Consider the following 13,616-nt stretch of genomic DNA (forward strand, 5'->3'; position numbering starts at 1 on the left):
TCTGTGAGCATGAAACTGAGCATGCTATGTGGAACCGGTTCCACAATGCAGTTTCATTCCCGTTCTTCCCGTCGTCAATGACGGGGTTCGACAGGCCTCATTTGGTAAAAAGGATACGACTAGATGTCAAAGAACTACGCGGCCCTGGCCGGCAAGGTCATCACGGCCCTCGGCGGAACCGGCAACATAGTCGCCGTGACCCACTGCATGACGCGCCTGCGTTTCGTGCTGCAAGACCCCACCCTGGTGGACAGTCCAACGCTCAAGGCCACTGCCGGGGTACTTGGGGTGGTCAGCAGTGATAACCAGTGCCAGGTGATCATCGGCAACATGGTCTCCCACGCCTATCGCGAGGTGCTTGCCCAGTTGCCGGAAGGCGCACAGGGAGACGTGCCGGCGGCCAAGCCAGGTTTCAGCCTGCGCCGCATGGGCGCCGCCATCCTCGACGCCCTGATCGGCACCATGTCGCCCCTCATTCCGGCCATCATCGGCGGCTCCATGCTCAAGCTGCTGGCTATGGTGCTGGAGATGACAGGGGTGCTGGAGAAAGGATCCTCGACCCTCACCATACTCACTGTGGCCGGTGACGGCGCCTTCTTCTTCCTGCCCCTGATGGTGGCCGCCTCCGCCGCCGTCAAGTTCAAGACCAATATGTCGCTCGCCATCGCCATCGCCGGCGTGCTGGTGCACCCCAGCTTCATCGAGCTGATGGCCAGGGCCGCCCAGGGGGAGCAGGTGACCTTCGCCCTGATCCCGGTCACCGCGGTGAAATACACCTACACAGTGATCCCGGCCCTGGTCATGACCTGGTGCCTCTCCTACATAGAGCGCTGGGTGGACAGGATCACCCCGGCAGTGACCAAGAACTTCTTGAAGCCCATGCTGATAGTGCTGCTCGCGGCGCCGCTCGCCATCCTGCTCATCGGCCCCATCGGCATCTGGATTGGCACCGCCATCTCGGGCCTGGTCTACACGGTCCACGACTACCTGGGCTGGCTGTCGGTGGCCATCATGGGCGCGCTCTGGCCCCTGCTGGTGATGACCGGCATGCACCGCGTCTTCACCCCGACCATCATCCAGACCATCGCCGAGACCGGCAAGGAAGGCATGGTGATGCCCTCCGAGATTGGCGCCAACCTCTCCCTGGGGGGCTCCTCCCTGGCGGTGGCCTGGCGTACCAAGAACCCCGAGCTGCGCCAGACCGCGCTCGCGGCGGCCGCCTCCGCCATCATGGCGGGGATCTCCGAGCCCGCCCTCTACGGGGTGGCCCTGCGACTGAAGCGGCCCCTCATAGCCAGCCTTATCAGTGGCTTCATCTGCGGCGCCGTGGCGGGCATGGCCGGGCTCGCCAGCCACTCCATGGCGGCACCGGGGCTCTTTACCAGCGTGCAGTTCTTCGATCCGGCCAACCCCATGAGCATCGCCTGGGTGTTCGCCGTGATGGCGCTCTCGGTGGTGTTCTCCTTCGTGCTGACCCTGCTGATGGGCTTTGAGGACATACCTGTGGAGGTACCCGGCGAGAGCGCCGCTCCCCAGCCCGTCGCGGCCAGCCAGACGCAGGCCACCGCCGGCGCGTGACTCCCCTATCAGACATGACAAGAGGTAACCAATGTCGTTAGCAAGATTTCCACAAGGCTTCCTCTGGGGCGGCGCCCTGGCCGCCAACCAGGCGGAAGGGGCCTATCTCGAAGGGGGCAAGGGGCTGACCACGGTCGACATGATCCCCCACGGCGCCAACCGGATGGCGGTGAAACTCGGCCAGGAACCGCGCTTCACCCTGCGGGACGACGAGTATTATCCGAGCCATGACGCCATCGATTTTTATCACCGTTACAAGGAAGACATAGCGCTGATGGCCGAGATGGGCTTCACCGTGTTTCGCACCGCCATCGCCTGGGCCCGGCTCTATCCCAAGGGGGACGAGCAAGAGCCCAACGCCGAGGGCATCGCCTTCTACCGGGCGGTGTTCGAGGAGTGCCGCAAGTACGGCATCGAGCCGCTGGTGACCCTGTGCCACTTCGACGTGCCCATGCACCTGGTGGTGGAGTACGGCTCCTGGCGCAACCGCAAGATGGTGGCGTTCTTCACCCGCTACGCGCGCACCTGCTTCGAGCAATTCGACGGGCTGGTGAAGTACTGGCTCACCTTCAACGAGATCAACATCATGCTGCACAGCCCCTTCTCCGGGGCCGGGCTGGTGTTTGAAGCGAGTGAAGATCAGGAGCAGGTGAAGTATCAGGCGGCCCACCACGAGCTCATCGCCAGCGCCCTGGCGACCCGAATTGCCCACGAGGTGAACCCGCACAACCAGGTCGGCTGCATGCTGGCGGGGGGCAACTTCTACCCCCACTCCTGCAAGCCGGACGATGTGTGGGCTGCGCTCCAAAAGGAGCGGGAGAACCTGCTGTTCATCGACGTCCAGGCTCGCGGCGCCTACCCGGCCTATGCCGAGCGCGTGTTTCGCGAGAAGGGGGTGACCCTGCTCAAGGAGCCGGGGGATGACGAGATCCTTCGCAACACCGTCGACTTCGTCTCTTTCAGCTACTACGCCTCCCGCTGTGCTTCCGCCGACATGAACGCGGGCAACACCAGCGCCGCCAACGTGGTCAAGTCCCTGCGCAACCCCCACATCAAGGTAAGCGAATGGGGCTGGGGCATAGACCCGCTCGGCCTGCGCATCACCATGAATACCCTCTATGACCGCTATCAGAAGCCGCTGTTTCTGGTGGAGAACGGTCTGGGGGCCATGGACGAGATCAACGCCGATGGCGAGATAGAGGACGACTATCGCATCGACTACCTGCGCGCGCACATCAGCGCCATGGGGGACGCCATCGATGACGGGGTGCCACTCTTGGGCTACACCAGCTGGGGCTGCATCGATCTGGTGGCCGCCTCCACCGGAGAGATGAGCAAGCGCTACGGCTTCGTCTATGTGGACAGGGACGATGCCGGCAAGGGCACCCTGGCGCGCAGGCGCAAGAAGTCGTTCTGGTGGTACCGACAGGTGATCGCCAGCAACGGGGAAGATCTGGCGTGACGAGGGCCGCCCCCGGTGAGGGAGGGGTGGCTTGAGACAGAGACGAAAACAGAGATGGGGGCCTTGGCCCCCATCTCTGTTTCATGTCGACGGCAATCGGAAAACGTTTAACTGCCTTCGTTGAAGATCTCCAGATTGCTGGTCCCTTCCTGCCACTCGCGCACCGCCTTGTTGTCGTCGCTGCGCAGGGCGTTCAGGTGGTCCAGATACCCCTGATCCACGTCCGAGGTCACGTAGTGGCCATTGAACACCGAGGTCTCGAAGTGGCGCAGCTCGGGGTTGATCTCCCGCACCGCCTCTTCCAGATCTTCCAGATCCTGGAAAATCAGGCCATCGGCGCCGATCAGCTTGCACACCTCTTCCACTTCACGGCCATGGGCGATCAGCTCGTTGGCGGTGGGCATGTCGATGCCGTAGACGTTGGGGAAGCGAATTTCCGGTGCCGCCGAGGCGAAATAGACCTTGGCCGCCCCCGCTTCACGGGCCATCTGGATGATCTGCTCCGAGGTGGTGCCACGCACGATGGAGTCATCCACCAGCAGCACCTTCTTGCCCTTGAATTCGGAGCTGATGGCGTTGAGCTTGCGACGCACCGACTTCTTGCGCTGGGTCTGGCCCGGCATGATGAAGGTACGGCCTATGTAACGGTTCTTCACGAAGCCCTGGCGGTAAGGCAGGCCCAGGGTATGGGCGATTTCCAGCGCCACGTCGCAGGAGGTCTCGGGGATGGGGATGACCACGTCCACGTCGAGATCTTCCCACTCCCGTGCAATCTTCTTGCCCAGCTTGCGACCCATGTTGAGGCGGGCGGCGTACACGGAGACCTTGTCGATGCAGGAGTCGGGACGGGCGAAGTAGACGTACTCGAAGATGCAGGAGCTCATCTGGGGGTTCTCCGCACACTGCTCGGAGAAGAGCTGGCCCTGCTCTGTGATGTAGATGGCCTCGCCCGGGGCGACGTCACGCACCGTCTCGAAACCGATGGCGTCCAGCGCCACGCTCTCGGAGGCGAGCATGTACTCCACCTGGCCCTGATCGTCGACGCGACGACCCAGGATCAGCGGACGAATGCCGTTGGGATCGCGGAAGCCGATGAGGCCGTGGCCTATCACCAAGGAGACCACGGCATAGGCGCCGCGGATCTGCTGGTGCACCTTGCGCACCGCAGAGAAGATGTCCTCCGGCCGCAGCGCCATCTTGTCGCACAGATCCAGCTCGTGGGCCAGCACGTTCAGCAGCACTTCGGAATCCGAGGTGGTGTTGATGTGGCGGCGGGCCACCTTGAACTGCTGCTCCTTGAGATCCTTGGCGTTGGTGAGGTTGCCGTTATGGGCCAGCACCATGCCGTAGGGAGAGTTCACGTAAAAAGGTTGGGCTTCAGCGGCACTGGAGCTGCCTGCGGTGGGATATCTGACATGTCCTATGCCGATATGCCCCTTCAGTCGCTGCATGTGGCGCACTTCAAACACATCCTTCACCAGGCCGTTGGCCTTGCGTTGCCGGAAGTTTCCACTGTCAATGGTCACGATCCCGGCGGCATCCTGTCCCCTGTGCTGCAACACCGTCAAGGCGTCGTAGAGGGCCTGATTGACGGGGGTGGTGCCAACTATACCGACAATACCGCACATGTCTTTGCTACCTCGAAGTCACTGTACCTGTTGAAGAAAACTGGACGAGTTCAGCATGAACCCGAAAAACCACTGGATCACCGGCTTGAACTCGGGAACCAGTCTGGACGCCACCCACCAGTCGCTCTGGGAGAGGCTGGTGAAGGTATCCATAAAAAACAGCAGGGCACTGACGATCAGTACCCCGCGAATGGCGCCAAAACAGACACCCAGCACCCGATCCGTGCCGGAGAGTCCCGTCTTTTCCACCAGCAGGCCCACCACGTAGTTGACCACGCTCCCCAGGATCAGGGTCGCCACGAAGAGGGCGGCGATGGCCAGGCCGTTGCGCACCATAGCGTCGGAGAAGGAGGTGAAGTAGATGGCGAGATCGGGATAGAAATGGCTGGCAATGAAAAAGGCGACGAACCAGGTGACGAGGGACATGGCTTCCTTCAGGAAGCCGCGCACCAGGCTGATGAGGGCAGAGAAACCGACGATGCCGATGATGGCGTAATCAATCCAGACCATAGAAAAAGATGTCCTGCGAAATTGCGGCGCAGTCTAACAAAAACGATTGCGCAATGCTTGATAAAAATGTGTTAAAGGTTCAATGGAGCGCCGAAGGAGACCGCTCCTCTCCCCTGCCGGGGGGCGACTGGCGCCCAAATGCACAACGCCATGGCATGGCCATGGCGTTGTGTTCAGCAAGAGGCGCTTACCCTATGTGGGTCAGGCCGCCCATGTAGGACTGCAGCGCCGCCGGGATGGCGATGCGGCCGTCTTCCTGCTGGTAGTTCTCGATCACCGCCACCAGGGTGCGGCCCACCGCCAGGCCGGAGCCGTTCAGGGTGTGCAGCAGCTGCGGCTTGCCGTCGACACGCACGCGGGCCTGCATGCGGCGCGCCTGGAAGTCGGTGCAGTTGGAGACGGAGGAGATCTCGCGGTAGGTGTTCTGAGCCGGCAGCCAGACTTCCAGATCGTAGGTCTTGGCGGCGCAGAAGCCCATGTCACCGGTACAGAGCGCCATCACGCGATAGGGCAGCTCCAGCAACTGCAGCACCTTCTCGGCGTGACCCACCATCTCTTCCAGCGCATCCCAGGACTTCTCCGGGTGCACCAGCTGGACCATCTCGACCTTGTCGAACTGGTGCATGCGGATCAGACCCCGGGTGTCACGGCCATAAGAGCCGGCTTCGGAGCGGAAGCAGGGGCTGTGAGCCGTCATCTTGATGGGCAGTTCCTGCTCGTCGAAGATCTCGTCGCGGGCCATGTTGGTGAGCGGCACTTCGGAGGTCGGGATCAGGGAGAACTTGCGCACCTTGCCCTCGTCTTCCCCTTCGCCCTCGATACCTGTGTTGAACAGGTCCTGGGAGAACTTGGGCAGCTGGCCGGTGCCGTACAGGCTGTCCGGGTTCACCAGGTAGGGCACGTAGCATTCGGTGTAGCCGTGCTGCAGGGTGTGCAGGTCCAGCATGAACTGCGCCAGGGCGCGGTGCAGGCGGGCAATCTGACCCTTCATCACCACGAAGCGGGCACCGGAGAGCTTGACGCCGTTCTTGAAGTCCACGCCCTTGGCCGCTTCGCCGAGATCGATGTGATCGCGCACCGGGAAGCTGAATTCGCGCGGGGTGCCCCAGCGGCGCACTTCCACGTTGTCGTTCTCGTCGCGGCCCACCGGGGTGGTGTCGCTCGGCAGGTTGGGGATGGCGTCGGAGATGGCCTTGATGTCGGCCAGCAGTGCCTCGAGCGCGACCTTGCTGGTCTCCAGCTCGTCGTTGATCTTGGTCACCTCGGCCTTGAGGGGAGCAACATCTTCGCCGCGACGGGCAGCCTCACCGATGGACTTGGAGCGGGCGTTGCGCTCGGCCTGCAGCTCCTGGGTACGGGACTGCAGATCCTTGCGTTTCTCTTCCAGAGCGTTGACAGCCGCTACGTCCAGCGCGTAGCCACGTGCAGCCAGACGAGCGGCGGCCTCTTCGATATCGCTGCGCAGATATTTGGGATCCAGCATGGTTTACCTACTTTTTTTAATGGGATCTGGGCCTGGGTCATCCGCCCTGGCGAGAAAACAGATCCGGAAGTTAACATCGGTTGGCGCCCCCCTATGTCTTCGGAATCGGGCCTTCTAAATCAAGAAGATGGTGCAAGGCCAAGACAAGCGGGGTCAGAGGGGCAGTGTAGCAGACCGCCCCCCCGCCCGAACAGGGCGTATTGCTGTCGTTTTTGCCAAGTTTGACGGCATCGGCAGGCTTATCTTCGCCGATCCGAGGGATCGCCATGCTGCCCGGGCAAGGCGCCCTTACTTCTCTCTTTGGAGCGGGCTTTGGCGGTCCAGCTCGCGCAGATAGTCGAGCTTCTGGGCGATCTGCTTCTCGAGACCCCGTTCGGTGGGCTGGTAGTAGTGCTTGCCAGCCAGTTCAGGCGGGAAGTACTCCTCGCCGGCGGCATAGGCGCCGGGTTCGTCGTGGGCGTAGCGGTACTCGGCACCATAGCCAAGCTCGCTCATCAGCTTGGTCGGCGCGTTGCGCAGGTGCGGCGGCACCTCGAAATCGGGCAGGTTTTTGGCGTCATTGAGCGCCGCCTTCCAGGCGGTGTAGACAGCATTGCTCTTGGGGGCGCAGGCGAGGTAGACGATGGCCTGGGCGATGGCCCGCTCCCCTTCCGCCGGGCCTATCCGATGGAAGCAGTCCCAGGCAGACAGCGCCACCTGCATGGCACGGGGATCGGCGTTGCCCACGTCTTCCGAGGCAATCGCCAGCAAGCGGCGGGCAATATAGAGGGGATCGCAACCGGCACTCACCATGCGGGCATACCAGTAGAGGGCCGCATCCGGCGCCGAGCCGCGAATGGACTTGTGCACCGCCGAGATGAGGTCGTAGAAGTGATCCCCGCCCTTGTCAAAACGTGCCACGTGCTCCCCCACCACGGCGGCGAGCAGGGCGCTGTCGATCACCTTCTCCCCTGCCCCATTGGTCTCGGCCATGTCGGCCAACAGCTCCAGGTAGTTGAGGGACTTGCGCCCGTCCCCATCCACGGCTTTGGCCAGCGCCACCTTCACCCCGGGGGCAAAGGTGAGGCTAGGGTCATTGAGGCCACGGGGGTCTGTCATCGCCTGATCGAGCATGGCGAGGATGTCGTCTTCCTCCAGCCTTTTCAGCAGGTAGACCCGGGCCCGGGAGAGCAGTGCGTTGTTGAGTTCGAACGAGGGGTTTTCGGTGGTAGCGCCGATGAAGGTGATGGTGCCGTCTTCGATGTGAGGCAGGAACACATCCTGCTGGCTCTTGTTGAAGCGGTGCACCTCATCGACGAAGAGGATGGTGCGCACCCCGCGCCAGCTGTTCTCCTTCGCCTTGTCGATGGCGGCGCGGATCTCCTTGATGCCGGAGGTGACCGCGGAGAGCCGCTCCACCTCGGCCTGGCAGTAGTGGGCCATCAGCTCGGCGAGGGTGGTCTTGCCGGTACCGGGCGGCCCCCACAGGATCATGGAGTGGCAGTGCCCCGCCAGGATCGCCTTGCGCAGGGGTTTGTCGGCCCCCAGGATGTGCTGCTGGCCTATGTATTGATCCAGGTTCTGCGGCCGCATCCTGGCCGCCAGCGGACGAAAGTCCGACGAGAAATCCAGGGACAAGTTGCTCATCTGCGTTAACCGTCCAGTGCCACGCCGGCCGCCGGTGAGAGGCGCTCCGACGATGATTCCAAAGAGCGCTTGCTCATCTTGGTTGAGAGCCCCCGAGGGGCCGTCAGCGGATGACGGCCCGACCGGAGATCCAAAGAGAGAGGGCTCATCAGCGCTGATCGTCCAGTGCGACCCCCTTGGGTATCTTGAACACGAACTCGTTGCCCTTTAGCACCGGCTTGCGGTTGAAGTTGCTCAAGGTGAATTCGCTCCACTGCCCCTGGGCCTCTTTCACATCGAACCGGCTGATGTTGTTCTGACGGTCGAAGGTGATGCGAAAGGAGGCAATAAGCTCATCCTTGTTGCGGCTGGTGACTGTGTAGACGTCCCCCTGCTGGGTCACGTCGTAGTTCTTCCAGAGCCCGATATCGTTGCCGGCGATCAGCACGAAGGGGGTGTTGAGCACCGCATCCTTCATCTTGAGGGCGGTGACCTGCTCGACGAAGGGGTCATAGACCCACACATCCTTGCCGTCCGCCACTATCAGGCTCTCGTCCGGGGCAGTGGTGTGCCAGTTGAAGCGATTCGGGCGCTGCACCAGCAGGGAGCCGCTCGCCTTCTGCAGCTCCTTGCCCTTGCTGTCATAGACGGTCTGGGCAAACTTGGCCGAGAACAGGCTGACGCCCGTCAGCTTCTGCTTGAGATCGCTGGCCGCATCGGCCCACACCTGGCTGCTGGCGAGCAACAGTACAGAACCCATCAATAATGCTTTTTTCATCGCGATTCCCGTTGAAGAGGGTCAGATAAAAGGCCATGTCCGCAGACATGGCCAGGATGATATGAAGGCTTAATCACGCACCGGAGGCGGTGCCAGCACGTCGCGCTGGCCGTTGCCCCCCGGAGAGCTGACGATGCCCTGGTTTTCCATCTGCTCGATGAGACGGGCCGCCCGGTTGTAACCAATCTTGAACTTGCGCTGCACGCTGGAGGTCGAGCCACGGCGGGATTCCACCACGAAGGCCACCGCCTCGTCGAACAGAGGATCCAGCTCCTCGTCACCACCGCCGCCGTACTCGCCGCCACCGCCCTCGCCGTCCGACTCACCGGAGAGGATCTCCTCGATGTAGTTCGGCTCGCCGCGCAGTTTCCAGTCCGCCACCACCTTGTGCACCTCGTGGTCATCGACGAAGGCGCCGTGGACCCGGGTCGGGTTGGAGGTACCGGCCGGCATGTAGAGCATGTCACCCATGCCGAGCAGGGATTCGGCGCCGCCCTGATCCAGGATGGTACGGGAGTCGATCTTGCTCGACACCTGGAAGGAGATCCGGGTCGGGATGTTGGCCTTGATGAGGCCGGTAATGACATCCACAGAGGGGCGCTGGGTCGCCAAAATGAGGTGAATACCGGCCGCCCGCGCCTTCTGGGCGATACGGGCAATCAGCTCTTCCACCTTCTTGCCGACGATCATCATCATGTCGGCGAACTCGTCCACCACTACGACTATGTGGGGCAGCTTCTCGAGCTCAGGCGGCATCTGATCCATGGAGTCACCCGGACGCCACAGGGGATCCCGCAGGGGCTCGCCCTCGGCGGCCGCGGCCAGCACCTTGTCGTTGTAACCCTTGAGGTTGCGCACCCCGACCGCGGACATCAGCTTGTAGCGACGCTCCATCTCTCCTACGCACCAGCGCAGGGCGTTGGCGGCGTCCTTCATGTCGGTGACCACCTCGGTCAGCAGATGGGGGATACCTTCGTAGACCGAGAGCTCCAGCATCTTGGGGTCGATCATGATGAAGCGCAGATCATCGGGGGATGACTTGTAGAGCATGGAGATGATCATGGTGTTGACCCCCACCGACTTGCCGGAGCCCGTGGTACCGGCCACCAGCAGGTGGGGCATCTTGGCGAGGTTGACCACCACGGGTTCCCCCGCGATGTCCTGCCCCAGTCCCATGGTCAGCGGATTGTGGCTGCCAGAGAAGGCCTCGCAGTCCAGGGTCTCACGCAGGTAGACGGTCTGGCGCACCCGGTTGGGCAGCTCGATGCCGACGAAGGTCTTGCCCGGGATAACCTCCACCACCCGCACGCTGCTGGCGGAGAGGGAGCGGGCCAAGTCCCGCGACAGGTTGGTTATCTTGCTCGCCTTCATGCCCGGCGCCAGATCCAGCTCAAAGCGGGTGATCACCGGGCCCGGATAGACGCCGACCACCTTGGCCTGCACGTTGTAGTCGGCGAGTTTCGCCTCCACCAGCCGGCCCATGCGGTCCAGCTCGTCCTTGCTCATCATCTGGGTCTTGGCGGGCGGTCTGTCCAGCAGATCTATGCTCGGCAGCGGCGCCATGGCGGGCTGGGGGCGACGCTTGGGCTTGACCGGTGCGGCGACCGCAGGCGCGGCGGCTGCCTCCTCCCCTTCCGCCCAGGGCAGATCGAGCTCGTCGTCCCCGTCATCGGCCAGGGCCGGCTGACGGCGGGCATGGGCAACGGCGGCGCGCTTGGGTCTGGCCACGGGCGCCGGCTCGTCCTCTTCATCATCGAATTGCGGATCGAACTGGAAGGTATCGTCATCGAGCTCCGGCAGCCATTCGTCTGATTTTGACTTCTGGCTCCCCTTGGTCTTGGGGTTGCGCGTCCAGCTGCTATGGGGCTCGTCCTCTTCCTCGTCGAGATCCAGAGCGCCCACGCCCCCTTCCAGCAGGGGATCCGGCCCCTCAAAACGGGGCTGGCGCCAGCCGCCGGTCAGCCAGCGACCCAAGGTGGTGGGGAAATGGTAGATGGCGCTGATGCTGCCGGTGCAGGTGGCACCGATCCGCTCGACTATGGTGAGCCAGGACCAGCCGGTGAACAGGGTGATGCCGGTTGCCACGAAGCAGAGCAGCATCAGGTTGGCCCCGACCCCGCCAAACAGGGGCACCACGGCGGACGCGATCACGTCCCCCACCAGGCCGCCTGCGGAGAAATTCTGCAAGTCATTGAAGTTCATGCTGGCAATCGCCGACATGCCGAGCACCGTCAGGACGAAGCCGATAATACGCACCGACAGGGTGAGATAGTCCACCTCCAGCAGCCGGCTCGGGCGCCAGAACAGGCTCCAGCCGAGCAGCACCACCAGAGGAGGCACCAGATAGGAGAAGGCCCCGAAGGTGAACATGGTGATGTCGGCGAGCCAGGCCCCGGCGCTGCCCGCCAGGTTCTTCACCTCTCCCTGCCAGGAGGTCTGGGACCAACCGGGATCGGCGGGATGGTAGGTCAACAGGGCAAGCAAGAGATAGGCAGCCATCAGCGTGATGGCGATCAAGACGGCCTCGAAGATCCGTTGCGTACCTGACAAAGGAGTAAACAGCTTTTTATCGGCCAAACTCCGGCTCCTTTCTGAAAACATGTAATGCGGGGATAGGGGGCCTAGTATCCCTGAAAAGCCCACCGATTGTCAGCCAGTGCCTGAGGGCGGGGCCATGAATACAGTAATAAGAAGAAACGAGCGGACCGGCCGCTCGTTTCTGACTATCGTGACTCGTCGTGGTGCTTGCAAGTCACAGCACAATCCCGCTTATCGGGTGCTGATCACCAGACGGCTGCTCTGCTTGACCTCTTCCATGACCACATAGGTACGGGTGTCATTGACGCCGGGCAGACGCAGCAGGGTTTCCCCCAGCAGGCGGCGATAGGCCGACATGTCGCTGACGCGGGTCTTGAGCAGATAGTCGAAATCACCGGACACCAGATGGCACTCCTGGATCTCTTCGAGCACCTGAACAGCCTTGTTGAACTGTTCGAACACGTCGGGGGCGCCACGATTGAGGGTAATTTCCACGAACACCAGCAGAGACGCATCCAGATAATGAGGGTTCAGAATAGCGGCATATCCTTCGATATAGCCTTGACGCTCGAGGCGACGAACCCGTTCCAGACACGGTGTGGGACTCAGGCCAACTCGTTTGGACAACTCAACGTTCGAAATCCTGCCATCCTTTTGCAGTTCATTCAGAATGTTGCGGTCAATCCTGTCCAAATCCTTTAGCCGACTCTTAGCTTCCATCATTTAATTCCATCCTTTGGCTATTTTTTGGTAAGAATCACCAGTCATTTTATAATAATGGTCACAAATCCTGTCAATACCTGAATATACTAGGCGCAAATGTTGCTTAACATCTGGGCAACATAAACCACCAATCGATAGACGAGGGATAGCATGATTATCGGTGTACCTAAGGAAATAAAAAACCATGAATATCGCGTAGGCATGGTTCCGGCCAGTGTACGTGAACTGACAGCACGAAACCATACCGTTTTCGTCCAAAGCGGCGCAGGAAATGGCATTGGCTTCAGTGACGCAGATTATCTGGCTGCCGGAGCCGAGATCCTGGCCTCCGCAGCAGACGTTTTCGCCAAGGCGGAGATGATCGTCAAGGTCAAGGAACCCCAGGCGGTCGAGCGCGCCATGCTGCGTCCGGGCCAGACTCTCTTTACCTACCTGCACCTGGCGCCAGACCTGGCCCAGACCCGGGAGCTGGTCGACAGCGGCGCCGTCTGCATCGCCTACGAGACAGTCACCGACGGCCGTGGCGGTCTGCCCCTGCTGGCACCCATGTCGGAAGTGGCAGGACGCATGTCTATTCAGGCCGGCGCCCAGGCGCTGGAGAAGTCCCGCGGGGGTAGCGGCATGCTGCTCGGCGGCGTGCCCGGAGTCGAACCGGCCAAGGTGGTGATCATCGGCGGTGGCGTGGTGGGTTCCAACGCAGCCCGCATGGCCATCGGCCTGCGTGCCGACGTGACCATACTCGACAACAACATCGACACCCTGCGCCGTCTCGACAGCGAGTTCCAGGGGGCGGCCAAGGTGGTCTACTCCAATCGCGAGACCCTGGAGCGCCACCTGCTGGCGGCGGATCTGGTCATCGGCGGCGTGCTGGTGCCGGGCGCCACTGCGCCAAAACTTGTCAGCCGTGACCACATTGCACGCATGAAGCCGGGCTCCGCCATCGTGGACGTGGCCATCGATCAGGGCGGCTGCGTCGAGACCTCTCACGCCACCACCCATGAGGATCCCACCTTCATCGTCGACGAGGTGGTGCACTACTGCGTGGCCAACATGCCAGGCGCCGTGGCCCGCACCTCCACCGTGGCCCTCAACAACGCCACCCTGCCCTTCATCATCAAGCTGGCGGAACAGGGTTATCGCGGTGCACTGCTCAGCGATCCCCACCTGTTGCACGGCCTGAACGTGATGGCGGGCAAGATCACTTGCAAGGAGGTCGCCGTGGCGCACAACCTGGCCTACACGGATCCCCTGACCCTGTTGAACTGATCCCGCCCCCGCAAGGGTGCGTCGATGAGTGAAAATCCGCCCGCG

Annotated in this window: 10 protein-coding genes; 3 read left to right on the forward strand and 7 right to left on the reverse strand. The window is 62.2% G+C overall.

Annotation, left to right across the window (positions count from 1 at the left end):
• Positions 1–123 precede the first annotated feature (123 nt).
• Both ascF and AB5Y91_RS11535 read left to right on the forward strand, forming a co-directional pair.
• Positions 124–1,578, forward strand: coding sequence for a PTS cellobiose/arbutin/salicin transporter subunit IIBC (gene ascF / locus AB5Y91_RS11530; RefSeq protein WP_368169851.1), 1,455 nt, complete (start codon positions 124–126; stop codon positions 1,576–1,578).
• 31 nt (positions 1,579–1,609) lie between these two features.
• A complete protein-coding gene (locus tag AB5Y91_RS11535) occupies positions 1,610–3,040 on the forward strand; it encodes a 6-phospho-beta-glucosidase (RefSeq protein ID WP_368169852.1) in 1,431 nt (476 codons plus the stop codon).
• A 107-nt stretch (positions 3,041–3,147) separates the two neighbouring features.
• On the opposite strand, the gene purF is transcribed toward AB5Y91_RS11535, so the two are convergent.
• The 7 genes from purF to lrp all read right to left on the reverse strand — a co-directional run bounded on the left by purF (position 3,148) and on the right by lrp (position 12,305).
• On the reverse strand, positions 3,148–4,668 hold the full coding sequence (gene purF / locus AB5Y91_RS11540) for an amidophosphoribosyltransferase (protein ID WP_025326767.1): 1,521 nt from the start codon (positions 4,666–4,668) through the stop codon (positions 3,148–3,150).
• Positions 4,669–4,686: 18 nt separating this feature from the next.
• A complete protein-coding gene (locus AB5Y91_RS11545; protein ID WP_106886968.1) occupies positions 4,687–5,178 on the reverse strand; it encodes a CvpA family protein in 492 nt (163 codons plus the stop codon).
• Between the two features lie 187 nt (positions 5,179–5,365).
• A complete protein-coding gene (gene serS / locus AB5Y91_RS11550) occupies positions 5,366–6,661 on the reverse strand; it encodes a serine--tRNA ligase (RefSeq protein WP_368169853.1) in 1,296 nt (431 codons plus the stop codon).
• Between the two features lie 288 nt (positions 6,662–6,949).
• Positions 6,950–8,287, reverse strand: coding sequence for a replication-associated recombination protein A (locus AB5Y91_RS11555; RefSeq protein ID WP_368169854.1), 1,338 nt, complete (start codon positions 8,285–8,287; stop codon positions 6,950–6,952).
• 148 nt (positions 8,288–8,435) lie between these two features.
• Positions 8,436–9,044, reverse strand: a complete 609-nt coding sequence (lolA, locus tag AB5Y91_RS11560; RefSeq protein ID WP_289982929.1) for an outer membrane lipoprotein chaperone LolA — start codon at positions 9,042–9,044, stop codon at positions 8,436–8,438.
• Positions 9,045–9,113: 69 nt separating this feature from the next.
• Positions 9,114–11,621, reverse strand: coding sequence for a DNA translocase FtsK 4TM domain-containing protein (locus AB5Y91_RS11565; protein WP_368169855.1), 2,508 nt, complete (start codon positions 11,619–11,621; stop codon positions 9,114–9,116).
• Between the two features lie 192 nt (positions 11,622–11,813).
• A complete protein-coding gene (gene lrp, locus AB5Y91_RS11570; protein ID WP_005300047.1) occupies positions 11,814–12,305 on the reverse strand; it encodes a leucine-responsive transcriptional regulator Lrp in 492 nt (163 codons plus the stop codon).
• Between the two features lie 150 nt (positions 12,306–12,455).
• Here lrp and ald point away from each other — a divergent pair, with 150 nt between their 5' ends.
• Positions 12,456–13,571 (forward strand): alanine dehydrogenase, encoded by a 1,116-nt coding sequence (gene ald, locus AB5Y91_RS11575; protein WP_106886973.1) that lies wholly within the window; start codon positions 12,456–12,458, stop codon positions 13,569–13,571.
• Positions 13,572–13,616: the final 45 nt, after the last annotated feature.

Source organism: Aeromonas sp. R4-3 (assembly GCF_040908275.1).
Classification (GTDB): domain Bacteria; phylum Pseudomonadota; class Gammaproteobacteria; order Enterobacterales; family Aeromonadaceae; genus Aeromonas; species Aeromonas rivipollensis.

Bases quoted from the DNA above. Each gene is read 5' to 3' on its own strand.
- ascF (WP_368169851.1), top strand. From the start codon at position 124: ATGTCAAAGAACTACGCGGCCCTGGCCGGCAAGGTCATCACGGCCCTC.
- AB5Y91_RS11535 (WP_368169852.1), top strand. From the start codon at position 1,610: ATGTCGTTAGCAAGATTTCCACAAGGCTTCCTCTGGGGCGGCGCCCTG.
- purF (WP_025326767.1), bottom strand. From the start codon at position 4,668: ATGTGCGGTATTGTCGGTATAGTTGGCACCACCCCCGTCAATCAGGCC.
- AB5Y91_RS11545 (WP_106886968.1), bottom strand. From the start codon at position 5,178: ATGGTCTGGATTGATTACGCCATCATCGGCATCGTCGGTTTCTCTGCC.
- serS (WP_368169853.1), bottom strand. From the start codon at position 6,661: ATGCTGGATCCCAAATATCTGCGCAGCGATATCGAAGAGGCCGCCGCT.
- AB5Y91_RS11555 (WP_368169854.1), bottom strand. From the start codon at position 8,287: ATGAGCAACTTGTCCCTGGATTTCTCGTCGGACTTTCGTCCGCTGGCG.
- lolA (WP_289982929.1), bottom strand. From the start codon at position 9,044: ATGAAAAAAGCATTATTGATGGGTTCTGTACTGTTGCTCGCCAGCAGC.
- lrp (WP_005300047.1), bottom strand. From the start codon at position 12,305: ATGATGGAAGCTAAGAGTCGGCTAAAGGATTTGGACAGGATTGACCGC.
- ald (WP_106886973.1), top strand. From the start codon at position 12,456: ATGATTATCGGTGTACCTAAGGAAATAAAAAACCATGAATATCGCGTA.